We start from the raw sequence: 26041 nt of genomic DNA, 5'->3' as shown, positions 1-26041 counted from the left end.
TCACACCACCCGTTCTCGGACGTTGCCGAACAAGCCGGCAGGTTTGACCATCAAGATGACGATCAGCACCGTGAAGACGGCGATATTGCTGTACTGACTTCCCGCCCACAGGGCGGTGAACGATTCCACCAGGCCGACGGTCAGGCCGCCGATCAAAGCGCCTGGCAGAGAGCCGAACCCGCCGATCGCCAACGCCACGAATCCCTTGAGGGCCAGCGCGGCACCCAACGTCGCAACTGCAAACGTCTTGGGGCCGACAAGGAGTCCGAGGACACCGGCCAATGCACCCGAGAAGGCAAACGCACCCAGCGCCAACCGTCGTACGTTGACTCCTCGCAGCATCGCCGCTTCACGATCCTCGGAGATACCGATCAGAGCCAGACCCGTCATGGTCTTCTTCGAGACGTAACTCAACCCGATGACCAGTGCGATCGCCGCAACAAGCAGAGCGATCTCGACCGGGTAGGTACGGCCGCCGAGTAGGGTGATCGGTTCGTTCGATCCGAAGAACGGAACCGTGAGAGGTTCACTACCCCAAATCAATTGAGTTGCACCATTGAGCAGAGTGGCAACGCCAAGCGTGGTGACCAGCTGGTTCTGGTGATCGGCCACCGGTCTGATCGCGACGATCTCCTCGACCGAGGCGAGGAGCATCACGGTCACGGTTGCCATGACGGCCACCACGAGAACGGGAAGTTTCAGGGTCACGAGACCCGTGTAGGCGACGAAAGTGCCCACCATCATCAGCTGAGCTTGAGCGAAGTTGAAAGTGTTGGAGGAAACGAAAACGATGTTGTACCCGATGGCAACCAGCACGTAGACCGCGCCGAGCGCCAATCCGGACCACAGAATGGTCATGACGCAGCCGGGTTTCCGAACTGACCGTTGAGGATCTTCGTCGGGCTGATGAACTTCAGCTCACTGGTATCCGGGTTCGGGCCGTGGTTGTCAGAGCTGAAGTTGTAGCGCGAGAGGAATGCGGTCTTGGCATTCTCCTGAACCTCTGCGGTTTCCAGTGCTTCGGCGAGCTTCTTCGGATCGGTCGAACTGCCGACCTTCTCCGCTGCTGCCGCGACGAGGGGGAATGCGTCGTAGTTGTCCGCGAGGATCAGCGTCGACGGGATCGAGCCCAGCGACGCCATCGTGTCCACCATCGTGTTGACGAGCGCGTTGTTCGGATCGAACACCGTGCTGGTGAACACCTGCGTCACCAGGTTCTTCACCTGCGGGGTGCCGAGCACGCCGGCGGGCGGATCATTGGCGATGAGGTTGGTGGCAGAGACCGACGTGTTGCCGATCAACGGCACGTCCCAGCCGAGTCGCTCCAGGCTCTGCAACACGTATCCGAGCGGGGCGCCGTACGCGTCCAACGCGATTGCCGTTGCACCGGCATTCTTGAGCGACTGCAACTGCGCCGTCATGTCCAGAGCAGCGGCGTCGTATTCTTCGTTGCCGGCAGCTTTCAGACCGACTTTCTCGAGCGCACTGGTCATCTCCTCGCCGAAGAGTTCACCGTAAGCGGTACTACCGTGCAGGACTCCGACGCTGCTGTAGCCCTTGGTTTTTGCATACTCGGAGATGCCGCGAGCGGTGTCGGTCGCGCCCGGAGCCAGGTCGAAGTTCAGCGGGAACTTCGAGGGGTCCGTGGAATCGGGAGAAGGCGCCATGCTCAGCGAGAGGATGTTGTTCTGCTTGAGGATCGGGAGAACCGCAGCCGCGATCGACGAAGGACCCGAGTTGAGGTAGAGGTCAGGCTTGTTCCCCGAGTTGATGGCTTCGCGCAGCTTGGTGACGGCGATGGTTGCATCACCCGCGTCGTCGACAGTGGTGAGCTCGATCTGACGGCCGCCGATGCCCCCGGCCTCGTTCTGGACCTGAACGCCGGCCTTCGTGGCCAGCAGGGAAGTCTGCGAGTTCGCCGCGAGAACACCCTGCGCACTGATCCCGCCGGTCAGCAGGACGCGGTACGGCGAATCCGCGCCACCTTCGGACTCCGAAGAACCACTACACCCCGCGAGAGCCAGAGCCGTCACGGCAACTGCCGCAACAAGAATGGGCCGACGATTCATGTCTGCACTCCTAGAACACATGTATGCACCGAACGTCAGGCGAATACCTGACGAAAGAAGGATCGGCCGGTGGGAACGCCTGATTTCGAGCACCAGCCAACCAAGCACCCGCTTGATGATCTAGCAAGCAGTTGCTTGGGTTGGAGCATAGAATGTGATCTGGATAACGTCAAACGCACAAAAGAGGAGTCATGGAAGCGGACGCTATGCATATTCGGGCGGCCTCGACAGACCGATTCCCGCTGGGTGGAAACGCCAAAACGGCCCCACACCCTGCGGGATTCGATGAGGTGAATCCGAGCAGGGCGTGGAGCCGTTTGCGTAAAGGTCTGAACTATCGCTGGTTTCGTGGCTTCCAAACCACCAACGCGTTGTTGCGTGGAATCGGAACGAGGTCCCGGCGATAGCCCGCATGGACTTTCGCGATTTCCTCGGCCAGTTCGCGGACGCGATGCTGCAGAGCCTCGACCTGGTTGGTCAGTTCGATGATCCGTTTGATTCCGGCGAGGTTGACGCCCTCGTCCTGCGAAAGCCGTTGCACTTCACGCAGAAGCGCAACATCACGCGGGGAGTAGCGTCGTCCGCCACCAGTGGTTCGGTGAGGGGTGACCAAACCGAGTCGATCGTAGTTACGCAAGGTCTGCGCATGCATTCCGGCCAACTCGGCTGCCACCGAGATCACGAAGATCTGGGCGTCAGGATCGACCGTCGCATCCCATTGATTCTGCGGTCGTTCGGTCATCATGCACCGGCCCACCCGGCCCGTGGATCGAACCCGCTCGCCTTCTCGGCTTCGAGATAGGTCTTCAGCGCTTCGATCGCCGGGTCGTCCAACTTCTGCGGGACGGATACCTTGACGGTGACCAGAAGGTCGCCGGCCCCCTCGGGACGCTTGGGGATGCCGCGTCCGCGAACTCGCAGAATGCGTCCGTCCACCGTTCCGGCCGGAACCTTCACTCCGACACGGCCGTCCAGGGTCGGCACGGACAGTGTCGTCCCGAGCACCAGTTCGCCGTAGCTCACCGGAACCGTCAGCGTCAGATCGTCGCCGTTACGGCCGAAGACATTGTCCGGCTTGACGCGGATGTTGACGAACAGGTCACCCGCCGGAGCTCCGCGGAGACCCGCTTCGCCCTTGCCCTTGAGTCTGATTTTCTGACCGTCGCTCACGCCTGCCGGCACGCGAACCGTGATGGTCCGTGTCCGGTTGGTGACGCCGCTACCGTGGCAGTCCTCGCAAGGCGAGTCGATGATCGAGCCGGTTCCCCGGCAGTCGTCACACGGCTCACTGAATCCGAATGCGCCCTGGTTGCGGCTGACCACGCCGGTTCCGTTGCAATGCGGGCACACTCGCGGGCTGGTGCCCGGCTTTGCGCCGCTGCCGTGACACGTGGTGCACGACGTCGGGCTGGTCAGACGAAGTGGGACGGTGACACCGAGCGCCGCTTCGCGGAAGGCGAGCGTCGTCTCGGTCTCGAGGTCCTTGCCTCGACGCGGGCGGTTGGGCGCAGCGGTGCGCTGGCCCGCTCCCCCGCGATTGAACAACCCGCCGAAGATGTCTCCGAGACCCGAGTCCTGTCCGCCGGCACCGCCGCCGAACAGGTCGTTGATGTCGAAACCACCAGCGCCGGGGTTGAATCCACCGCCACCTTGCGCACGGGTACCGAAGCCTCCGCTGGCAAAGAGGCGCCTGGCCTCGTCGTACTCCTTGCGCTTGTCCGGATCAGACAGAACGGCATGAGCTTCACTGACGGACTTGAAACGCTCTTCGGCCTTCGCATCGTCAGGGTTGGCGTCGGGATGAAGATCCCGGGCCAGCTTGCGATACGCCTTCTTGATTTCGTCGGCCGTCGCGGTGGACGAGACGCCCAGCTCCTTGTAGAAGTCCTTCTCGATCCACTCCCGTTGACTCACTGGGCGTCTCCTCCTCTCACTCTTACTTCGCTTCTTGTTCTGAACCGTCTGCAGGCTTGTCGCCTACCCGGTCCGTCACGGCCACCATTGCGGTCCGAAGGACCCGGTCGCCGAGCTTGTAACCCTTGCGCATGACCGTCCCGAGTACGGGGTCGTGGCCTTCGCCTTCATGCTGCACCGCTTCGTGGAGTGCGGGATCGAAATCGTCGCCCTCGTTACCGAAGTCGGTCAAACCCAGACCCGTCAGGGTCGTGTTGAGCTTGTCCGCGAGTGCACGCAGTGGACCTGATTCGAGGTCACCGTGTGCCCGAGCGCGATCCAGGTCGTCGAGGATTCCGATGAGTTCGGTGATGACCGAAGCTCGCGCGGTTTCCTTGATGACCTGCTTGTCACGCTCGACGCGACGACGGTAGTTGGTGAACTCCGCCTGAAGTCGCTGCAGATCCGCAGTTCGTTCGGCGAGCTGATCGGTGGCGGATGCTTCCTCCACGATCGACTCTGCTTCCTGAACTACCCCTGTGTCTTCCGAGTCGAGCGGCGGCAGGGATTCCCCCGCCGCCTCTCCCTGTGCACCGGTCTCGGGGTCGACCGGGTTGTTCTCGGAGTTGTCCGAGGTCACTTCTTGTCCGAGTCGGTGGGCTCGTCGACAACCTCGGCGTCGACGACGTCGTCGTCATTGCCTGCGCCGTCGGTGTTTCCGGCCTCGTTTGCAGCGGAAGCCTCGTAGATGGCCTGGCCCAGAGCCTGCGACTCGGTGCCCAGCTTCTCCACTGCGGTCTTCACTGCAGCGATGTCGGTGCCTGCCAGGGCGTCGTTGACGTCCTTGACCGCTGCCTCGACCTTGGTCAGGATCTCCTCGGAGACCTTGCCCGCGTTCTCACCTTCACGCTGCTCCTTGACGAACTTCTCCGTCTGGTGGACCAGCGACTCGGCCTGGTTGCGGACCTCTGCCTCTTCGCGACGTGCCTTGTCTTCCTCGGCGTGAGCCTCGGCGTCCTTGACCATGCGCTCGATCTCTTCCTTGGACAGACCGGAGCCGTCCTGGATCTTGATCGTGTTTTCCTTGCCGGTGCCCTTGTCCTTCGCCGTCACGTGCACGATGCCGTTGGCGTCGATGTCGAAGGTGACCTCGATCTGCGGAACGCCACGCGGGGCGGGCGGCAGATCGGTGAGCTCGAAGGAGCCGAGCAGCTTGTTGTGCGAAGCGATTTCGCGCTCACCCTGGAAGACCTGGATCTGCACCGAAGGCTGATTGTCGTCAGCGGTGGTGAAGGTCTCGGAACGCTTCGTGGGGATGGTGGTGTTGCGCTCGATGAGCTTGGTCATCACGCCACCCTTGGTTTCGATACCGAGGGAAAGCGGCGTGACGTCGAGGAGCAGAACGTCCTTGACCTCGCCCTTGAGCACGCCGGCCTGGAGTGCGGCGCCGACTGCGACGACCTCGTCCGGGTTGACACCCTTGTTGGGCTCACGGCCACCGGTCAGTTCACGAACCAGATCGGAGACTGCCGGCATACGGGTGGAGCCACCGACGAGCACGACATGGTCGATGTCCTTGACGGCGATTCCGCTGTCCTTGATCACTGCCTGGAACGGCGCACGGGTGCGATCGAGCAGGTCCGAGGTGATCTTCTGGAACTCGCTGCGGGAGAGCTGCTCGTCCAGGAAGAGCGGGTTCTTGTCCGCGTCGACCGTGATGTACGGGAGGTTGATGGAGGTGCTCTGCGAGCTGGAGAGCTCGATCTTCGCCTTCTCCGCAGCCTCACGCAGACGCTGCAGGGCCATCTTGTCCTTGGTCAGATCGATGCCGTTCTGAGCCTTGAACTTGTCGACCAGCCAAGCGACGACGCGCTCGTCCCAGTCGTCGCCACCGAGGTGGTTGTCACCGGAGGTTGCGCGAACCTCGACGACGCCGTCGCCGATTTCGAGCAGGGAGACGTCGAAGGTGCCGCCACCGAGGTCGAAGACCAGAATGGTCTGCTCGGTGTCACCCTTGTCCAGTCCGTATGCCAGTGCAGCCGCGGTGGGCTCGTTGACGATACGAAGGACGTTGAGGCCGGCGATCTGGCCGGCTTCCTTGGTTGCCTGACGCTGTGCGTCCTCGAAGTATGCGGGGACGGTGATGACGGCGTCGGTGATGTCTTCGCCGAGGTAAGCCTCCGCGTCACGCTTGAGCTTCATGAGCGTGCGGGCGCTGATTTCCTGCGGCGTGTACTTCTTGCCGTCGATTTCCACGTTCCAGTCAGTGCCGATGTGGCGCTTGACGGAGCGGAGGGTGCGGTCGACGTTCGTGACTGCCTGGTTCTTCGCGGGCTGACCGACGAGAACCTCGCCGTTCTTGGCAAATGCGACCACCGAGGGGGTGGTACGTGAGCCTTCGGCGTTGGCGACCACTACGGGCTCGCCGCCCTCCAGCACTGCAACTACCGAGTTGGTCGTACCGAGATCGATACCGACTGCACGAGCCATAGTGTTCCTACCTTTCGTTCTGCGGTTCTCTGCCCGAGTGGTTGATCTCGAACATGACCGCGAGTTTTTCGCTTGGTGAGCGTCCTCCGCTCAAGTTTGCCTCCGACCGTGGCCGGGAGTCAACTCGAAGTTGAGCCGAGGGCGCTCAAGCTTGTCGAAATGGTCAACTACAGCCCACGTAGATTTGTTCCCGCCTTCCCCGAAAAGCCGAAAAAGTGCGCCACATCACTTCCGAATCTCTCCGAATGGCTACGATCGGCCGGTGACCGATCCCGACAATTCTCCCGTTCGACCTGCTCGACCGGCGCCGGCGCGCCCGGCACCCGAGCGACCCGACGTCTCGGTTCGGCCGCTCCGACCTGCAGCGAACGACGAGATACCCAAGGCCGTGACCTTGTCCACCTCTGCCTGGATCGGCTCGTTCGTCGTCCTGGCCGGTATCGCCGGAGTGGTAGTCACCAGCCTCGACGACGTCCGGTCAGCCCTCGAAGAATCGACTGCGCGCGACAATCCCGGATACTCGTCCACCGACATCTCCGATGCCGTGACGGTCGTCCTGGCCGGCAGTGGCGGCGGCGCTCTCGTCCTGATCCTGCTCGCACTCATGAGCCTTCAACTCCTCCGTGCCCGCAAGAACGCCGGGCGGGTGATGACGGCGATCGTCGGAGCCCTCAGCATCGCGGCCGGACTCGGCTTCATGTCTCTGGTCGACGGCGCCGCGGATATCGGCGCCGGAGTTCTGAGATGGGGTCCGATTCTCTACTGCGTCCTTGTAGCAGTGGCGGCGATCGCTCCGTTTGCTCCCGGTGTCAGCACCTGGCTGCGAGTACGCCGATGAAGGTTCACGTACAACTCGACTCCGCGCCGGGCGCGGGCGCTGCTCGCAGCCGTGAACTCGCGGCCACCGGCGCCGGTGGCCTGTTCACCTTCGAGGGACCACACGACGTGTTCTTCCCGCTCGTCGAAGCGGCATCGGCCGTCGACCTCGACCTGATGACCAACGTCGCCATCGCATTCCCCCGCAGTCCCATGCATCTGGCGCATTCGGCCAACGACCTACAGTTGCTCAGTCGCGGCCACTTTCGCCTCGGTCTCGGATCGCAGATCAAACCGCACATCGAAAAACGCTACAGCGCAACGTGGTCGCGTCCAGCGGCCCGCATGAAGGAGACGGTCGCAGCGGTCAAGGCGATCTTCACGGCGTGGGAGAACACCTCGACGCTGAACTTCCGCGGCGAGTTCTTCACCCACACTCTGATGCCCCCGACGTTCGATCCAGGCCCCAATCCCTATGGACCGCCGCCCATCCTGATGGGTGCGCTCGGACCGGTGATGACCCGGACGGCGGCGGAGGTGGCCGACGGACTCCTGGTCATGCCGTTCCACACGCAACGCCATTTCCTCGAACGAACACTTCCGGCCGTCGATGCCGGCCTCCGTGAATCCGGCCGCACCCGAGACGAATTCACGATCATCCCGCAGGTCATCGTCGGCGTCGGCCGCGGCGACGATCAACTTGCCGCGGCCGCCCGAGGCGTCAGAGCCCTGCTCTCGTTCTACGGTTCGACGCCCGCATACCGTCCGGTGCTCGACGTCGAAGGGTGGGGCGAGGTCCAACCGGAACTCAATGCCCTGTCGAAGCGAGGTGGTTACGCCGACATGGCATCACTGATCACCGATCCGATGCTGACCACACTCGCCGTCGTCGGCACCCCCGAAGAGTGTGCCGCCGAGATTCGGCGCCGGTTCGGCGAGCATGCCGACGAAGTGTGCTGCTACTTCCCGGGTTACGACGTAGAACCGTCAGACGTGGCGTCGATGATCTCGCTTCTCACCTGAACCTGGTCGAACTTCCTGATCAGGCCCCCAAGGTACGGGCCAGCTCGGTCAACGACTCCCGGGCAGCACGCAGGCTCGCGTCACCCTGCTCGATCAGCGGTGCCATCGCCGGAATACGCTGCGCCAAAGTCAGTTCCGCGGTGATGACGGAGACATCCATTCCCATCGACACCCCGAGCACCTGAACGAGTGGCGGGACGGTGTGATCGTTGGCCTCGTTCCCCGAGCCCGGTGCATAGGTGTTCCCACGGCTGGACACGATCACCACGGGCTTACCTGCGAGCGGCTGAGTACGCGTGTCGAAAGGCACCGTAGTCCCCAGGACGTGCACGTAATCTATCCACGCCTTCAACGTCGACGGGATCGACCAGTTGTACATCGGCGCGCCGATCACGACTACGTCTGCAGCGGTAAGTTGCTCGATGACCCGAGCCTGTAGTGCTTCCGCGGCGGGATCCGGAATCTCCCCATCGACTCGCAAGCGTGGTGCGTAGTGCAGGGCCGCATCCGCGAGGTGCGGCAACGGATCCCGGTGCAGGTCCACCGTCACCGTCGTGTGATCCGGGCTGTTCTTCGACCACTGCTGAGCGAACAGGGCAGTCAGATCACGCGAGGTTGAGTTGTGGAGTTCGGCAGACGAATCGATGTGAAGTAGCTGTGGCATCCCTCATCACTACCAGAGCGCGCTCAACTCTTCTCCGCGGCGAGATCGGATTCTGCCGCGTACTGCGCCAGCAGGACACGTTCGCGCTCGCGATGCGGATAGAAGAACGTCACCACCGCGGCCCCGGCACACACGATGATGATCGCCGCGATGTAGGCGTTTGTATCCCCGTCCAGGAAGGCGTTTTTGGCGGCGGTCATGATTTGGTCCGCGTATTGCGGGTAGCGTTCCGCCAGAACTTCGGCGCTGGAGAAAGATTTGGTGAGCGCGGCCTGAGTTTCAGGAGTCACCTCGGATGCGTTCGGCGATGACGAGATCGCAGTACCCAACGATTTTGCGTAACCGGCCGTGAGTATTCCGCCGAGAATCGACTGCATGATGGCCCCGCCCAGGTCACGTTGCAGGTCCGACGTTCCCGACGCCATACCAGCGCGGTGCACGGGAACGGATCCGGTCAGCGAACGCGATGCCGGTGTGCCGGCCAGGCCGACGCCGATCCCGACGAGCGCATAGGCCAGCGCGACCTGCCAATACTGTGTGCTTTCGTTCCACAGGAAAAGCGCGACAAACAACCCGAGAACCACGAACAGGTAGCCGGAGAGCAGCGTGACGCGGGCGCCGTACCTTTCGATCATGGTCGCCGAGCGCGGCGCAACGATCACCATCGCCAGCGCAGCCGGAATGATCGCCGCACCGGCTGCCAGCGTCGAGTAGCCGAGGACGTTCTGCAGGAACTGCTGGCCGATGAACATCGCGCCCATGAGCGAACCGAACACGACCAACCCGCCCACCGCCGCGACCCAGAAGGTCGGGCGCGCAGCTACGTGAAGATCGAACAGCGGATTGACCGCGCGTCGCTGTTGCAGGAAGAACCCGATACCCGCGACGACCGCTATCGCCCCGAGCACCAGAGCCAACGTGCCCGAACCCTTCACCGGCGCAAAGTTGATGGACAGCACCAGCGCCCCGATGAAGACGATCGACACTATGCCGCCGAGGTGATCAACTCGCTCGGTCGTCTCGTTGACGTGCGCGGGCACCAACACCAGCGAACAGATCAGTGCCACGAGAGCCAACGGAAGGGTGACGAAGAAGACCGAACCCCAGTGAAACTGCTCGAGCAGCGCCCCCGAGACGATCGGACCGAGTGCTGAAATCGCGCCACCGATTGCGGACCACATGGCAATCGCCTTGGTCCGTGCCGGTCCGGCCCACAGCGCCGTGATGATCGCCAGCGTGGTCGGGAATGCAAGACCTGCCGAGACGCCTCCGACTATCCGAGCAAGGAACAGCACTTCGAAGTTCCCGGCGAATCCAGCCACGATCGACGCCGGAATAGACAGCGCCATGCCGGTGACCAGCAGCATCTTGCGGCCGTATCGGTCTCCCAACGCCCCAAGGTAGAGCACCGTTCCGGCCAGGCCCAACGAGTACCCGACCGCGATCAGGTTCAGTTGTGTCTGGCTGGCGTCGAAGGCCCGCCCGATGTCCGGCAGCGCGACATTCGCGACCGAGAGATTGAGATTCGCGACCGCAGCGACCAGGATGAGCGTCCCCAGGACGAGGGTGGCTCGATCCGGTGAAGCGGACTTGATGTCACTCGCCATGCGCGTGCTCCCATCGAGGTGGGACCCGAACCTGGGAGTTATGTCCGGGTCATCCCGAACTCAAGATAGAACCCTCTCCAAGCGCTCGCACAGTGAACGGGTCCCTATTCGGGCACAATTTCAGCCAAGACGCCCTCGGCGCTGCGGGCAGCAACCAGGCAGGCGCGGGAGGTGAACCTGTCGAAGAGCGGATGCCTGGACAACTCGCGCCATCGCCGGACAGCCGCGGTAGCCCGCGCACGCTGCACCTCCGGCGATTCTTCCGGTTCGCAGCCCAACCGGTCACTGGCCCGGATTCCGTAGCCACCGATCAGCCTTTGTAGTTGTGCCAGGTCGTCGGGTGGCAGATCTGTGTGTACCGAACGAAGTCGCCCGAGCAGGCGAAGTTCGTGGAAACCGTGAACGTCGGCAAGCAACCGTTGTGCCTCCGCCGCGATCTGGTCGCCTTCCTCACTCGGATCAGCTTCGAGGATCCTGCCCAACGTCACCAGTGCTGTGTGCGATTTCAGTTGATCCGCGCGCTGCCCGAATTGAACGTCGATCACCTGACGAAGCTCGTCCAGTCCGCTTCGCTCCAGCAATTCGGCTGCCAGACTCGGTGAATCAGTGGCACCCAGCTTGATCGACGTCACGGCGAGGCGAATTCCGAAGAGCCCGAACCGATCGGCCAATTGCGCCCGCATCGCCGCATCGACCGGGAGTGGACTGTCCTGCCTGGCAAAACGATCCGCGGAGAGCAGTGCCAGGCTCAGATCCTCGGATGCAACCTGCGCGAGCGCCGAGAAGGCAGCGAACTCACTCTGCCTCATCGTCCGTGCGGCGAGTGCCAGCAGACCTGCCACGGGAACCACCGACTGACACAGGCCGGTTCGCTCCAATTCCTCGGCAAATCGTGCCGCGACGTCCTTCGCCGAAGACAACGCGTCGAGCCTGCCTGCGCCGACCTCGTCGGCACGCGAGAGAACACCGATCACTCCGAGCGGGCCGGATTCTCCGCCGACATGATCAGCGATCTTCCCGAGGAACTGCATGTCACTGGCGTTCAGGGCGCGCAGCAGGTAGACCACCGCGTCCGCGCCGGGCGCACCACCATCGGGAACCAGCATGTCCCAGGTTCGGGCCGAAACCTCGGTCGAGAGCGAAGACGTACCTGGGGTGTCGATGATCGTTGTACGAGCCAATGCCGAAGACGGCCAGTCGACGTCGATGCGGTCCACCGAGTCTGCGGTGTACTCCCCCAGATCGAACGTGAGCCTGCCGTCGCGGCGCGTCACCGGCACGTTGAACTCGGCACCGTTCTCGGCCGTCGCAGTCACCTGGGGCGTTGTCCCGTTCCGATACCAGGTGACGACGCGCGTGCACTCCGTCGCGTCGGTAGGCGCTATATCCTGTCCGACAAGCGAATTGAGCAGCGTCGACTTCCCCGCCTTGAGGGAGCCGGCGAGCGCCACCCGGAGTGGCTCGTCGAGCCTGGCAGCGCATTCGTCCAACTGGGCTCGCGTCTGCGGCTGGTCCGCGTAGACCCGTCTGGCGTGGTCGATCAGAGCATGTGCCGACTCCACAGCGGTCACGGCGGTCGTGGCACTCATGCGTTGCTCACCTTTGCCGAAGCAGGAGCCGGAGTTTCGCCGATCAGCTTTCCGGCAACGGTGTCAAGCTCTGCGACGACGCGCATGTCGGTCTCCAGACGCTTGATACGAGCGGCGTGTTCGCTCGACTCCAACTGCGCAGCTTCCTGCGTGGCGCGGAGGGATTCGTTGATCGAGCGCAGCGCCTGCTCGGCGATGTCGGTGAAGTGATCCCGCAGGAGCCGCTGCACCAGGCGGAGGCGGTCCTTCGACTCCTTGCCCACCTGGAAGCTGACGTCGTCGGCGAACCGTCGGATAGCCGCTTTCGCCTCGGCCCGACGCTTGAGCACCTGTGCTTGTTTGTCTTCGCGATAAGCCTTGGTACCCAGCAGAACCCCGGCTCCGATGGAGATCGGGTTGACCAGTGCCATGCCCATCATCGTGGTGATCAAGCCGAACATCAATACGCCGCCGTACGAGCCGCGCATGCCGACCAGGACCTTCTGAGTGATGCCGATACGGCCGGATTCGAGGTCCGACAACGCGCCAACCGGTTCCAGGAAACCGTCGGTGTCGGCGACGTCGAGATGCGGGAGCGCGACGTCGCCGGTCTCCGCGAAGTGCTGCGCCACAACTTCTGCCAACCATTGAGCTCGATCGTGAGCCCACACGAAGTTGTCACCGATAGCGGTGGCGATCTCCTGTTCGAGCCACTCCCCCACTACGTCCCAGTCCTTACCTGGATCGCCTTCGTCGACCGTCTCTTCGGCCTGGCGGGTGACCCGGCGCAACCGGTCCCGGAGGTCGTGATCGATGTCGGCGGCAAGGTCTGCAATGCCGTCGCCGAGGCTCTGTTGCCAGAGCGAGGTCTTCTTGTGCAGTTCCTCGGCCGCTGCCCGGGCACGCTGCAGGCCGGCGACCGCCGCTTGAGCGGTGGACGGATCCTTCAGCGCCGCAAGCTCACTGCCCATCTCCAACGTCAGATGTGCTGCCGAGGAACGCACGTCCATCGCAACTGCGCGTCGCGTGTTCGACTCGGCACGCGCAACCACGTTGTCCCGCAGGAACTGATAGAGGTCCAGAAATCCGGATTCCGCCTCGAGTTCCTTGTCCCCCAGCCTCAGTGCGTGCGACCGCAGTACCGAGGAGATCGGAATGAGCGGCAGGTCCAACCCGGCGCGCTGGAGATGTCCGCGATCGGCGTCGAGGATCTGTCGCCAGTGCGGGTACAGATCGGTCTTGCTGATCAGACCGGCCACCGCAGGACACAGATTGACGACCTGGCGGATGAATCCCAGCTCGGGTTCGGTGAACTCCTGACTGGAGTCCGACAGAACCAACACGGCATCGGCCGCAGTGATCAATCCCAATGTTCCTGCAGCATGCGGATTTCCATGACCACCGACACCGGGGGTGTCGATCAGAACCAAACCGTCGGCCAACAGCGGACTGGGAACACCCACTTCCACACGCAGAACTTCACGCCCTTCGGCGCGAGGCGTGGCCGGGGTGATCCCCATCAGTTCTTCGAGCGGGAGGGGCACCCGGATGGGCGCCGCACCCGGATCGGCGAGAATCAATTCGGCGACCGCGGTCTCCGCGTACTGCACGACCGTCGCCACGGCAGTGGTCTCGTCGTCACCGACCGAACACACGTCGATGCCGAGCAGAGAATTGACGAACTGGCTCTTGCCCTGTTTGAGGGGACCGACCACCACGATACGAATACGTGGATCATTGACTCTGACCTGAGCATTCTCGAGTCGGCTCACCAGATCCGTGCGCCCGAAATCCTTCGCCACGACGGCTGTTCGTTCGAGCAACGACGCCGTCGACGACGCGACGCGCGCCTTCCGACTGCTTACCTGACTCGCTGAATCACTCATGAGCTACGTTGACCCGCAATTCTTCCCGACTCGAATATCCGGCCCTGCGAACGCATAGCGCACGCAGGGCCGGATTTGTTACATCAGGTCATTTTGACCGATTTCAGTTCCTGCGTCAGCAGATCAGGGATGCAGGTGATCGACAACCGCAACCGGGTCGATGTGATCGACCGGTGCTGCAACCGAATCCTCGGCGAAGAGCGAGTGTCCGGTATCGGCGCTCAGTCCCGAATCGGAGCCCGCACCGAAAGCGTCGGTCGCATCGATCGACGACCACGGGTTCAGCGCACCGGTCAAGGAACTCGTCAGGTCGGACACGCCGCTGACTGCTCCACCGAGGGATCCACCCAGGTCAGCGACTCCGCCGCCGCCAACGGTACCGCCACCGTCGACGGTGCCACCGGCAGCCGCGGCTGCGTCGGCACCGATCGAACCTGTCACGTCGGTGACTGCTCCGACAGCCCCGCCGAGCGATCCACCGAGATCGGTGACGCCGTTCAGTGCTCCGCCGAGCGACCCACCCAAACCGGCCGCAGCGTTCGTGGCGGCGTCGAGACCTGCTGTTGCGTCGAGACCTGCTGTTGCGTCCAGAGCACCGCCCACCGTTGCTCCGAGGTCGCCGGTCACACCGCCGAGGTTCAGGCCGTCTGCCGCGATGCTTCCGAGGTCGACGGAAGGCAGTTCAGCGGAGATCGGGCCAAGGTTCACTGCGCCGAGGTCGACGGAGGGCAGGTCGGCACCGATCGAACCGGTGTCGATTCCGCCGAGGTTCAGTGCCGTGTCCAGCGCTCCACCGAGTGCGCCTTCGGCACCGAGAACGCTGTCGAGAGAGCCCCCCAGCCCGAGGCCGGCGCCCAGCGCACCGTCCAGCGCGCCGGTGAGGTCCGTGCCCACGGAACCGACAGCACCCAAGCCGCCTGCACCTGCGAGAGCGGTGTCGAGAGCCGCAGCCACACCGGCTGCCAAGCCTGCTTCGCCGCCCAGGCCGAGTGCACCACCGAGGTCGATTCCGGTAAGTCCGCCTGCGCCCAGCGCTGCGTCGAGTGCGCCGCCGAGACCGCCCGCCAGCCCGGCATCGATGCCGAGTGCCGAACCGAGGACACCTTCGAGAGCCGTCGACAGATTCGCACCGCCGCCCAGAGCCGCTGCGAGGTCTGCGCCGAGACCGCCTTCGAGGTCGAGTGCTCCCCCGAGCAGTCCACCGAGTGCGCCGCCCAGGTCGGCTCCGACCGTTCCGCCGGCACCGAGGGCGCCGGAGAGTGCCGCGCTGAGCTGCGCGCCCAGGTCTGCACCCCCGCCGAGTACGGCGTCGAGGTCGAGTCCTCCGCCGAGGCCCAATGCTGCGTCGAGTGCGCCGCCGAGTGCAGTTTCCAAACCGCCGCCGACGCCGAGTGCGCCGCCGAGTGCGCCGCTCAGGGCTGCACCGAGATCGAGGCCGCCCGCGATATCGGTGAGAACGCTGACATCCGTGATCGCTCCGAGGACGCCGCCGAGTGATGCACCCAGATCGGCGCCGATCGTGCCGCCGGCTCCCAGGACACCGGAGAGCGCGCCGGACAACGCCGTGCTGAGGTCGCCCGTCAGAGCGCCGGCCAGATCGAGGCCGCCGCCCAGTGCAAGGGCGGATTCCAGTGCGCCGGTCAGGCTCGCGCCCAGTTCGCCGCCGATGTCGAGGAGTCCGCTGAGGTCTGCTGCGCCGCCGAGGAGTCCACCGAGAGCCAGTCCGAGGTCGGCTCCGAGGTCGCCACCGATGGCAAAGACCGGTGCGAGGGCTCCGCTGAGCCCCGCCGTCAGGTCGAGTCCGCCGACCACACCGATGGCGGCGTCGAGGGCTGCGCCCAGTTCCGCGGTCAGACCGCCGGTCACTCCGAGGGCCCCGCCCAGAGCCGCGCTGAGCTGTGCGCCCAGATCGAGAGCTCCTTCGAGATCGAGTGCACCGCCGAGGCCCAGGCCGGCTTCGATGACGGCGCCGAAGGCTGCGCCGAGGTCGGCACTGATCTCGCCGCCGATGGCAAGCGCAGCGCTGAGGGCTGCTGCGAAGTCGCCGACCAGGTCGAACTGGCCGCCGAGGGCGCCTCCGACTCCGAGACCTGCACCGGCGCCGAGACCCAGGCTGCCGCCGAGGCCGCCACCCAGTCCACCGGTGAGACCACCACCGATTCCGAGACCGCCGCCGATGGCACCCGCAGCGGACGCGCCGGCGTTGACGATCGCGGACAGGTCGGCGCCGCCACCGGCAAACAGTCCGGACTCGGCAACCAGCGGAGCGACGGCGACGATGTCGGCGGGGCTGACGTCGCACAGACCGGCAGCGTTGAGTGCCGCGGTCGGGTTGGCGCAGTAGTTGGCAGCTGCCTCGTCGTCACGAAGTAGCCCGAGGATGAATTCGAGTACGGCGTTCGTTGCCATGGCGGGTTCTCCTGAAGTTCGTTGACCGGGTTGTTGCCGGTGGGTTGTTGCCGGTGATCCGGAAACTGGTGCGCTGCCAGAGGTAGCGAGTGGAATCAACGCTAAGAACTTTTGCGACTGGGGCCAACGGGGAGCACCCCCCTCTTCTGCGTGGACAGACGGGGAAGCCCCCTACGGGGTACGCCCGCTCGGAATAGGGGGATTTGCTCCGATTAGGGGATCGGTCCCCTACTTCGCCGCGACGCCTCCGATCCGGTAACGATCCAGGTCCTGAAACCGACATCGCAGACAACCGCGACAGTCCTTCTGTCGCCCACGACCAGGGGAGTTCGTTCATGGCGGCAGGGCTCGGCATCAGCATCGGTTCGGCCACTCTCGTAGCTGTCACCGACGGCTCGACCGGTGAAACGCAACAGGTCCGCTTACCCAGTGCGCTGCAATTGGACGACGGATCCGTCATCACCGGATTTGTCGAGCGCGTCGGAGACCCGATCCCGATACTTGCCGCCGACGGTACCGAGTACCGCGGCGAGGCTCTCACAGCGACAGCGGTAGGCGCGCTCGTCGGCCAGGCTGGCGGCGAAGAAGGTCCAGCTGTTGTCCTGGCTCACCCGGTGGGGTGGAATCGTCACACAGCACGAACCATGGAGTCCGCGCTGGACGACGCCGGGGTTCACGGGGCTACTCTCGTCGCCGAACCCGCGGCCGTCATGGCGTGGCTCGCCGCTTCCGGAAACGCTGCCAACGACGGTCTGACCGTCGTCTACGACCTCGGCGCTCGCTCGCTCGACGTCACGATGATGTCCACGACCGGCGGACGAAGCGAGATCTTCGGAAAGCCACTGCGCAGCGAGGACATCGGCGGCGACGAATTCGATCACCTCGTCACCGTGCACCTGCTCGATGCGGTTTCCGACCACTTCGCAGCCCTTGATCCCTTTGCTCCCGAGACGATTGCAGCGCTGGAAACTCTGCGCGAGCAAGCCCGCGCAGCCAAGGAGGAACTTTCCACCGAGACGGAAACCGTTGCTCGCGTGACGCTTCCCGGCGCCGTCAGCGACATTCGACTGGTTCGTTCCGAGCTCGAGGATCTGATCAGGCCCGCCCTCACCGAATCGGTGGTCTTGGTGCGTGAAAGCCTGCGTTCTGCCGGCGTCGAGTCCAGTGATGTCAATCAGGTTGTTCTGGCCGGCGGAAGCTCGTCCATTCCCCTTGTCGCCGAACTACTGTCCGCGGAGCTTCGTGTTCCGGTGATCGCCGACGCCGATCCCGCGTCGTGCGCGGCGTCCGGCGCCGCGGCACTCGCCCTCGACGCCCGAGACTCGCACGTGCCGGCCGCCGCCACTGCAGTGATTCCCGCCGAGCCGTCGCGCAAGCCCGCACCGGTTCCTGCCTTCTCCACTCCGTTGCTTGCCGAGCCGACAGAGGAAGAGAACACGGCGACTCGACGCTCGTCGAGGGTGGGCGTCGTTGCTGCGGTGGTAGGAGCGTTCATCGTGCTCGCCGCAGGCGGACTCGGAATCGGAACGGCCATGGACAAGATCAACGTTCCGTCCAGTTCGGCGGACACCACCAGTGAGTCCACCTCGTCCACCGCTTCGACCACGCCGGGCTCTACCCCCGGCAGCACCACGGCAGCCGAAGCAGCAGGCAACGGATCCACGACTGCGAACAACGTTACTCAGAACAATCAGCCCGGCTCTCCTGCTGCCGCAGGCGGTTCGACGACGGTACCAGGGGCAGTTCCGGTTGCCGGCGCACCAGCTGGATCTGCTCCCGCACCAGGTGAGACCGCCCAGTCGGCGCCTGCACCTGCCGCACCCGGCGCCCCGGCGCCCGCACCGGCTCCCGCCCCGGCACCGGCACCAGCGCCCGGAGCAGGCGTCGGAACCGGTATCGGTGATGCTGCGACCGGCATCGGCAACGGTGTCGGCGGTTTGGTCAACGGCGTCGGGGACGGTGTCGGCGGCGTGGTCGGAGGTCTCGGTAACGTCGTCGGTGGTGTCGGAAACGTGGTCGGTGGTGTCGTCGGCGGCGTCACCGCGCCGATCCGCTGACCGGCGGGCTTTCGATGAACCGTGACAGCGGCACCGAATCGTCTTACATTGCAGGACTTTTGCGCGGCATCGACCTGACTGCATCGCCACTGCGCCTGTTCGTCACCGGGACCGACGCCAGCGCTCGGCCCCAAGTGACGAGGGCGGTGCGCAAGAGGATCGAATCTGGTGACAGACCCGTGGTCACCGTCGTCACGCATGACGCCCCAGCCGATGCGATTGTGGTGATCGCGGACGCGCAGGCTCTGACCCCCGACGAAATCCGTGCTCTGAACGAACTGGTTCAACGTGACGACCTCGGAGTAGTCATCGCCTCCGATCGGATCGATCCTCCACTCGCACCGATCTACTCGAACATCTCGAGTTTCGGCACCGTCCTACATCTGAACCCGTTGAACCGGTCAGATATTCGGAAGATCGCCGCGGAGCGAAGAGTTCCGCTCGACGATCGTGCCGTGCTGACGCTCGAGCATCTGGCCGGTGGTTCCTTCGGGGCCGTCGAAGCGTATTTCGCCGCCGCCTCGGCGGGCCGCCCGGAAATGGCGACAGCCGTACGCACACACATCCTCCATCAGGTCACCGCTCTGCATCCGATCGAGCGTGAGATCCTCGAGGTTTCATTCGCCGTCCCGGACATCGACGCTTTCGAGCTCGATCTGGGGCAGGAGAAGTTCAGTCTCACAGCGGCATTCGACCGAGCACTGGCTACCGGACTGTTCGGTTCGCGATCACCTCTCGTCGCGAGCGTTGTGGCAGAGTCGACCAGCACAGGACGTATCCGCAGCGAGCTGATCAGAATCGTCGAATCACGCGCGAACGCGAGAACCCTCGATATCGGTACAGCACGAAGACTTTTCGACTCCGGCATCCGCCACCGCGATCTCACGGCTGTACTACGAGACGCAGTCGACGCGAGCACGCCGGCGGTCGCGGCAGATCTTTTTCGTCGTGTGAATTCGATCGAGCCTCTCGGCGTGGCGGACACGCTGCTGTACGCCCAGGTTTCGGCTCGGAGTGGTGACCTCGACACTGCCTGCCGCCTGGCCGATTCCGTCATCGCCGAACCCGATCTCGACAACGCGAGACTGGCTGCGGCGGTGCGAATCCGCGCAGCTTCGTCCGCAGCATGCGGCCAACTCCGCGCCGCCGCAGATCTCTACACCTGGCTCGGGCCAGGGCGCACCGAAACCGAATCCCCCTTCGCCGCAATCACCTTCCTCGGCATCGGCAACGTCGACGACGCGAACGCGGCGCTCGCCGGGCATACTGGATCACCGTCGAGCTCCACGGTCGGCGCTGCCACACTGGCCAATGGACTGATGCAATCAGTCACGGGGAGTGCACCGAGTGCGCTCAACACGATGTCGCGCGCACTTTCGCTCCCCGGCGGCTCCGGCACATCTGAATTCCAGCCTGATTCCGCCCCGGCGCTGGTAGCTCTTGCACTCCTGCACAACGGCGCCCATGAACGGGCCGCCGCTGTCGTCGCGGCCGCGATCGCCGCCGACGACGCAAGCAGTCACACGTGGGCGCGGCTTCACCTTCTCGACGCGTGGATCGCGATGACCCGTGGGCACGACACTGCTGTCGAAGATCTACCGGAGGAGGTAGTCCGCGGCCCCCTCCGTGAGCGTGACGCACTGTTTCTGCATGCCATGATCGTGGGTCTCGCTCGACGCTCCGGCGATCTCGCCCAGCTGCGGCGCGCCTGGTCGGGCGCAGCCGGCACCCTCTCGTCCTGCAGCGTGGATCTCTTCAATTTGCTTCCCATCGGCGAACTGTGGCTTGCGGCAGTACGACTCGACGAGGCCGAGCAGGTCGAGCATCTGGTCGACGACGCACGCACGCTCCTCCGAGCACTCGGCGAGCCTCCGCTGTGGTCTTCGCCGCTGCATTGGTACGGCGTCCAGGCGTCGATCCTCTCGCAGTCACCGGCCGATCTCCTTCCACACGCCCATACACTCGCGGAATCAGCCAAAACCCACACTTACGCAGCCGGTTTGGCGACCGCCGGACGCCAATGGCTCCTACTCATGCAGGGCAGCGTCGACGCAGACGACGTGGAAGCTGCAGCGCGAACACTCAACCGCATCGGGCTGCCCTGGGACGCGGCCCGCTTGGCGGGCGAAGCAGCATTGCGCACACCGGACACCAAATCGGCCACCGCATTGCTCCACGTTGCGCGCTCGCTACGCACAACGTCGACGGCCGAGACGAATGCAACCGATTCGACCGACAGCGCGGCACCACCGTCGGTACTGACCGAGCGCGAACAAGAAGTTGCCGAACTCGTCGTCGTCGGCCTGACCTATCGGGAAATCGGCGAACGCCTCTACATCTCCGCAAAAACCGTCGAGCACCATGTCGCACGCATCAAGCGGCGCGTCGGGGCGCAGTCTCGTTCGGAACTGCTCACCATCCTTCGCAGCATGACACCGCCGAACAAATAGTTAGCTGCATATTGTCCGGAGGGTTGCATATATCCGTTTAAGTGATAGTTTTCACAGGAATCAGGACATGCATGCCGAGCAAAGTTCGGTAACTGTGAAACGGGGATCGCTATGAAGTGGGGAGTCGAACTCGCCGTCGGCAATAAACGAAGCATTGCTGCGATCGCGAAACCCGACTCGGAACCAGTGATCCTCGAACGCGAATCGGTGCTGCACCACGCTCCTGACGGCACCGTGCAGCTAGGTGAAACCGCGTTGGGGTCAACCGGCTTGCGCGGGTTCCTCGACAGGGTCGGAACTGACGATACCGACAACTTCTCCGAGCACATGACGCGAGGAGAGGAACTCGTAGCGACAGCAATGTATTGCCTGGTCAAGGAGGTCCGAACACTCACTGATCAGAACCTGAACATCTCTGCGGTGATCCCGGCAGGTTGGTCGAGCGATTCCGTCGACGCACTGCGCGGCGCACTCGACAGCATGGATCTCGACGGCGTCGAACTGATTCCGGAAGAGAAAGCCTCTGCGGCCTGGCTCGCGGATCCGGATGCCGACGACAGTGCAGCCCGCGGAGCCGCAGAGTTGGCCGCGCCTTACTCGATCACCTCTACCTGTTCCGAACCCGAACCAACCGATCTTGCCGAGCCAGAGGACACCCTCGAGGAGTTTCCGCCGTTCGTCCTGATCGAACCGGAGCCGGAATCCGGCGTGGAAGTACCGGGCACGAAAGCACCGAGCGTCGACGGTTGGCTGAATCGTCAGTGGCGATCGGAGCGCCGACCGATCATCGCCGCAGCAGCCGCCGCAGTCTTTCTGACGGTGTCGGGTTGCGCGGCCGCGGTCATCATCGGACACACTCCGACCATTTCAGCGCCCGGGATTCTCGACGCACAATCTCCCCTGCCCACCGGCACCACGCCCGCCACTGCGGCGAGTCAGCCCGGCACGGTTTCGCACTCAGCGACCTCGCTCCCGTCGGAAGTACCCGCTCTCGGCGCGCAGCCGACGGCGCAGTCGTGGTCATCCGACGCGGAATCGACCTCATCCGAATCCCAGCCCATCCCGGCGAGTCCGGGCACCGGTACCGAGAAATCCACTACGGCGAACGTCCCCGCGCAACAGGGACCGCCGATCACCATCCAGCTCGACCCCCTTCGGATCGAGAACCTGCCGCCGGTCGTCGGACCGCTGAATCCGGTCGATCCGGCTACCCCGGACACTCCCGCCGTGACCGACCCCACTGATACACAGACAACGCCGACGCAGCCCTCCAACCCGACCGACACAACCGATCCGGTGGTGCCGAATCCCGACATGCCCGTCATGCCATTGGCCCCGAGACCCGGAATGCCAAGTTAGACAGAAAGATTGAACAGCCAGAGAGGAGGCGCATATTCCTCGTCGAAACTTTTCCCCTATGGTGGGTGCGGTACCTACCGGCTCGGTGCCGGGGACTTGAAGGGATTTCATGCGTAACTCGTTGGCGATCCGCACCGCTGTGGTCGGCGCCTCGGCACTACTGCTCGCAGCTCCATTCACCACGACGGCATCGGCAGAGCCCGCCTCCGACACGCATGTCGAACAGCTCGAAGCCGACCAGCTTCCGGCTGAGCTGGTCGAGGCGATCACACGCGATCTGAAGATCTCCCCACAGGAGTATCTCGACCGCGCTGCCAAAGCTCAGGAACTCGGCGCGTACGCCCAGGAATTCAAGTCCGAGCGCCCCGGCGACTACGCCGGATCGTGGATGGGACTCGACGGTCAACCCGTCGTAGCCGTCACCACCACCGAAGCTGCTCGAATCGCGGCCGACGACGGATACCGCACCCACGTCGCCCCCGTCTCCGCCGACACCCTCGAGAAGACGCTGGCCGACGTCAACGGATGGATCGCCGGGCTGCCCAAGGAAATATCACGCGCAGTCAATTCGGCGACTATCGACGTCTTGAACAATCAGGTCGTCATCGACGTTGCGAACAGCCCCGTCGGGCAGGCACTCAATCTTCCGACCCTGCTCGAGAACACCAAGATCGTTCTCAGCCCGGACGGTGGCGGATCGGTTGATCCCGGAGCGCTCGGCGGCGACACCTACATCACGTCGACGGGACCCATTCGCGAGACGCCGACCGAGAACATCTCGGTCTGCTCGTTCGGGTTCAACGCCGTCGACGATCAGAACAATGCACTCAATGTCAGTGCCGGACACTGCAATCCGGCCGAGGGCTCGAAGTCGCCGGTCTACCTGCCGAATCACGCGAACGTCGACGACAGTCAGTTGATCGGCGCCTTCTCACAGTCTTCCGTCGGCAACAACGCCGGTGATCTCGATTACTCGGTCATCAAGTTCGACCAGTCGGGCATCGACGCGGGCCTCGACCGCGCTGCCGTCCGCGGTGCCAACGGGACCACCCTCGCGATCACCGGAACAGCACGTCCCGTGATCGGCGCTCCCATCTGCAAGTCGGGTCAGACGTCGTCCTTCACCTGTGGCGTCGTGGCAGCCGATCGCGTCGAAACACAACTGGTCATGGCTGACGGCGATTCACGAACCGTTCGCGGATTCGCCGGTACCGCGTGCACCCTCGCCGGGGACAGTGGCGGCGCCATCGTCTCCGGAACCCTGGCGCTGGGCATCACCAGCGGTTCCAACAGCAGCGGCGCACCCAGTTGCAACGAAGCGAACCTGGTACTCGCGACCTCCGGTGGAACCTCGAATCTGGGTATCCCGGTCGGAGACATCCTCGACGCCGCAGATCGCGCATCCGGCGGCGGTGTCGGTTCCGGAATCCGCGTTCGCACTGCGGGTTGACCAACCACTGATTCACGCACTGTGCCCGCCGATCTGTTCTGATCGGCGGGCACAGTGCTGTTGTCGGTCGGGGTCAGCGCTGTTTGCTCATGTAACGGGTGGGAATAGCGCGTTCGAACCCATATAGTCATGGTCGACTGTGATCGGCTCACCACAAGTCCGTGAGCCGTATCCGTGTGCTCCCAGGGGGGTGGTACGCGGTCAACGAAGTGGAAAGGCCCACATGCGAAGCTCCATCGCACGTCGCGCCGCAGTGTTCGGTTCGGCCGCGCTGCTGCTCCTCGGACCGATTACCGCGGTCGCGAACGCAGAACCGAATGAATCCGGGGTATCCGATCAGGCAGCCCATCTGCCGGTCGAACTCGCCGAAGCCCTACAGCACGACTTGGCGCTGACGCCCGACCAGTTCGTCTCGCGTTCCGAACTCGCGCAGAAGCTCGCAGAGTTCGCCGCCATCGCGCGCGTCCAGTTTCCCGACTCTTTTGCCGGCGTGTGGCTCGACGACCTCGGCAAGGGCATCGTCGCTCTCGCTGACGGTCGCGACAAGGATGCTGCCCGCGAGGCCGCCGAGAAGGCCGGCTTCGAGGTCAAGGACGTCGCGCAGAGCGAGCAGGCTCTGCAAGGTCAACTCTCGGCACTCAACACCTGGCTCGATTCGCAGCCTGCCGAGGTCGCAGACCTCGTGCGTGGCATCGCCGTCGACGTGGTCGGCAACGGAGTCGCCCTCACCGCCGATCCTGCCGCCGGCATCGAATTGCCTGAGTTCCTGAAGCGGACCGTCGTCCACACCGCTGCTCCGCTACTGGTTCCCCCGATCGTCGCGGACCTCATTCCCGCAACCGGATCCGCAACCGGCGACGCTGCACTGGGCGGAGACGCCTTCGGCGCAACCTCCGGTAACACCGGACTGCGTTGTTCATTCGGCTTCAACGGCACCGACGGTTCAGGACGCACGGTCAACATCAGCGCCGGCCACTGCGATCCCAACCGTGCCGCTGCCGGCACCTCGAACTCGAGCCAGGTCTTCCCGATGGTGAACAACCAGACCGGGCCCCGCGTCGGATACTTCGCCAAGAGCAGCTTCGACGGGCGTGACTACTCGATCATCAACATCGACGACAACGCGAAGTACCGCTTCGAGAACAACAGCGTGCGGGTCCCGTTCAACCGTTCGGTCAACATCACCGGTACCGCCGATCCCATTGTGGGCGCCCCGGTCTGCAAGGCGGGATCGACCACCGGCTTCAGCTGCGGCGTCGTCACCGGCGTCAACCGCGTCGCCAAGGTCTTGGATCACACCCTCGACAACGGCTTCACCACCAACATCTGCGTCCTGCAGGGTGACAGCGGTGGCCCCATCGTCTCCGGAACGTTGGCAGTGGGCATCACGAGTGCGTCCAACGTCGCCACCTCTCCCCTGTGCGAGATCGCTCAGGCCGAGACGTTGTTCGGACAAGAAGCACCGACGCAGTACGCGACGCCGATCAACGACATCCTCGCCGCCAATCCAGGCCTGAAGGTTCGCGACTACTGATCGCACGCATTCCCCGAGACAGCAAAACGGGCGCTACACCTTTCGAAGGTGTGGCGCCCGTTTCGGCGTTCGTGACGTCTAACCGGTAGAGCTGCTTACTGGAAGAGAGTTGTTCCGGCCGGAGCGTTCAGGACCTTGATCAGGTCCATGCCCGCGACGATTGCGGTTCCGCCGCCGGCGAGGATGGTACCGGCGACTCCACCGATACCGGCACCGGTGACCATGCCGGGGAGGCAGCCGATAACCAGGCCGGGCAGACCCACGATGCAACCGATGACTGCACCGACGATCGTGCCGGTGAGGCTACCGATCTGCGTGGCAAGCCCGAGTTGTGACTGGAACTTCTCGATTGCCTTCTGATCCTCGTCAGGCGAAGCAACCGGGGTGAACTCGGCAGCGACCGGCTTCGGCTTGGAGCTGGCCGGGTCCAAGTTCGGCTTGAGGGTGAGGGTCTTGCCGTCCTCACTGACGGTCTCGTCGAACGGGAACTGAACGTCCCCGAGGTTGAACGCGAGCGGCAGGCTCACGAGAGTTGCGCCCTGGCTGTTCTGCAAGTCGACGTGTGTGCCGTCACCCGATACCCGGAATGCCCCGGCATCGATGGTGGTGACAACAGCCTGGTCGACGACCTCGGCGGTGTACGAAACGTCGGGTGACGTCTCCGGAGCTGCGTAAGAAGTACCTGCAGCGATGCCCGTAGCGGCAATGGTCATCGCTGCGATGGCCGCAGCTTTACGAATGAACATTTTTGATCCTCCCCGGGAGC

The 26041-nt window shown here is 64.1% G+C and carries 19 protein-coding genes; 7 read left to right on the top strand and 12 right to left on the bottom strand.

Annotated features, from left to right (window positions below):
• From RA302_RS06775 to dnaK, 6 genes are all read right to left on the bottom strand, one after another.
• Window positions 1–858, bottom strand: a complete 858-nt coding sequence (locus RA302_RS06775) for a branched-chain amino acid ABC transporter permease (RefSeq protein WP_020906602.1) — start codon at window positions 856–858, stop codon at window positions 1–3.
• A complete protein-coding gene (locus RA302_RS06770) occupies window positions 855–2069 on the bottom strand; it encodes an ABC transporter substrate-binding protein (RefSeq protein ID WP_047890168.1) in 1215 nt (404 codons plus the stop codon). The genes RA302_RS06775 and RA302_RS06770 overlap by 4 nt, the downstream gene beginning before the upstream one ends.
• 334 nt (window positions 2070–2403) lie before the next feature.
• Window positions 2404–2811, bottom strand: a complete 408-nt coding sequence (locus tag RA302_RS06765) for a helix-turn-helix domain-containing protein (RefSeq protein ID WP_020906601.1) — start codon at window positions 2809–2811, stop codon at window positions 2404–2406.
• Window positions 2811–3983, bottom strand: coding sequence for a molecular chaperone DnaJ (gene dnaJ / locus RA302_RS06760; RefSeq protein WP_338479867.1), 1173 nt, complete (start codon window positions 3981–3983; stop codon window positions 2811–2813). The genes RA302_RS06765 and dnaJ overlap by 1 nt, the downstream gene beginning before the upstream one ends.
• 22 nt (window positions 3984–4005) lie before the next feature.
• Complete coding sequence (gene grpE, locus RA302_RS06755) at window positions 4006–4602, bottom strand: nucleotide exchange factor GrpE (RefSeq protein ID WP_019749385.1); 597 nt, start codon at window positions 4600–4602, stop codon at window positions 4006–4008.
• The gene (gene dnaK, locus RA302_RS06750) at window positions 4599–6452 is read right to left on the bottom strand and encodes a molecular chaperone DnaK (RefSeq protein WP_019749384.1); all 1854 of its coding nucleotides are present in this window, start codon (window positions 6450–6452) and stop codon (window positions 4599–4601) included. The genes grpE and dnaK overlap by 4 nt, the downstream gene beginning before the upstream one ends.
• A 262-nt stretch (window positions 6453–6714) precedes the next feature.
• Here dnaK and RA302_RS06745 point away from each other — a divergent pair, with 262 nt between their 5' ends.
• Both RA302_RS06745 and RA302_RS06740 read left to right on the top strand, forming a co-directional pair.
• Window positions 6715–7290 carry a hypothetical protein gene (locus RA302_RS06745; protein WP_021343221.1) on the top strand — a complete coding sequence of 192 codons (576 nt, stop codon included), beginning with the start codon at window positions 6715–6717 and terminating at the stop codon, window positions 7288–7290.
• On the top strand, window positions 7287–8291 hold the full coding sequence (locus RA302_RS06740; RefSeq protein ID WP_256064913.1) for a TIGR03617 family F420-dependent LLM class oxidoreductase: 1005 nt from the start codon (window positions 7287–7289) through the stop codon (window positions 8289–8291). The genes RA302_RS06745 and RA302_RS06740 overlap by 4 nt, the downstream gene beginning before the upstream one ends.
• A 19-nt stretch (window positions 8292–8310) precedes the next feature.
• On the opposite strand, the gene RA302_RS06735 is transcribed toward RA302_RS06740, so the two are convergent.
• From RA302_RS06735 to RA302_RS06715, 5 genes are all read right to left on the bottom strand, one after another.
• Window positions 8311–8955: an NAD(P)H-dependent oxidoreductase gene (locus RA302_RS06735; protein ID WP_029254726.1), complete on the bottom strand. Its 645-nt coding sequence runs from the start codon at window positions 8953–8955 to the stop codon at window positions 8311–8313.
• A gap of 23 nt (window positions 8956–8978) precedes the next feature.
• Window positions 8979–10562 carry an MFS transporter gene (locus tag RA302_RS06730; RefSeq protein WP_084325731.1) on the bottom strand — a complete coding sequence of 528 codons (1584 nt, stop codon included), beginning with the start codon at window positions 10560–10562 and terminating at the stop codon, window positions 8979–8981.
• Window positions 10563–10666: 104 nt separating this feature from the next.
• Window positions 10667–12151, bottom strand: a complete 1485-nt coding sequence (locus RA302_RS06725; RefSeq protein ID WP_338479860.1) for a dynamin family protein — start codon at window positions 12149–12151, stop codon at window positions 10667–10669.
• Window positions 12148–14016: a dynamin family protein gene (locus RA302_RS06720; RefSeq protein WP_338479858.1), complete on the bottom strand. Its 1869-nt coding sequence runs from the start codon at window positions 14014–14016 to the stop codon at window positions 12148–12150. Before RA302_RS06720 ends, RA302_RS06725 begins: the two co-directional genes overlap by 4 nt.
• A gap of 123 nt (window positions 14017–14139) precedes the next feature.
• Window positions 14140–16425 (bottom strand): IniB N-terminal domain-containing protein, encoded by a 2286-nt coding sequence (locus RA302_RS06715; protein ID WP_338479856.1) that lies wholly within the window; start codon window positions 16423–16425, stop codon window positions 14140–14142.
• A 335-nt stretch (window positions 16426–16760) separates the two neighbouring features.
• Here RA302_RS06715 and RA302_RS06710 point away from each other — a divergent pair, with 335 nt between their 5' ends.
• From RA302_RS06710 to RA302_RS06690, 5 genes are all read left to right on the top strand, one after another.
• Window positions 16761–18482 carry an Hsp70 family protein gene (locus RA302_RS06710; protein WP_338479854.1) on the top strand — a complete coding sequence of 574 codons (1722 nt, stop codon included), beginning with the start codon at window positions 16761–16763 and terminating at the stop codon, window positions 18480–18482.
• Between the two features lie 14 nt (window positions 18483–18496).
• On the top strand, window positions 18497–20932 hold the full coding sequence (locus RA302_RS06705; protein WP_338479852.1) for a LuxR C-terminal-related transcriptional regulator: 2436 nt from the start codon (window positions 18497–18499) through the stop codon (window positions 20930–20932).
• 111 nt (window positions 20933–21043) lie between these two features.
• Window positions 21044–22291: a hypothetical protein gene (locus tag RA302_RS06700; RefSeq protein ID WP_338479850.1), complete on the top strand. Its 1248-nt coding sequence runs from the start codon at window positions 21044–21046 to the stop codon at window positions 22289–22291.
• Window positions 22292–22400: 109 nt separating this feature from the next.
• Window positions 22401–23741, top strand: a complete 1341-nt coding sequence (locus tag RA302_RS06695; RefSeq protein ID WP_338479848.1) for a S1 family peptidase — start codon at window positions 22401–22403, stop codon at window positions 23739–23741.
• Between the two features lie 223 nt (window positions 23742–23964).
• A complete protein-coding gene (locus RA302_RS06690; RefSeq protein WP_029254718.1) occupies window positions 23965–25275 on the top strand; it encodes a S1 family peptidase in 1311 nt (436 codons plus the stop codon).
• 95 nt (window positions 25276–25370) lie between these two features.
• On the opposite strand, the gene RA302_RS06685 is transcribed toward RA302_RS06690, so the two are convergent.
• Window positions 25371–26021: a glycine zipper family protein gene (locus tag RA302_RS06685; RefSeq protein WP_020968768.1), complete on the bottom strand. Its 651-nt coding sequence runs from the start codon at window positions 26019–26021 to the stop codon at window positions 25371–25373.
• Between the last annotated feature and the right edge of the window lie 20 nt (window positions 26022–26041).

Origin of the sequence: Rhodococcus sp. DN22, from assembly GCF_036669995.1 — a bacterium.
GTDB lineage: Bacteria > Actinomycetota > Actinomycetes > Mycobacteriales > Mycobacteriaceae > Rhodococcus_F > Rhodococcus_F erythropolis.
Note: the sequence above shows the minus strand (reverse complement) of the source record. Positions and strands in the feature narration are given on the sequence as shown.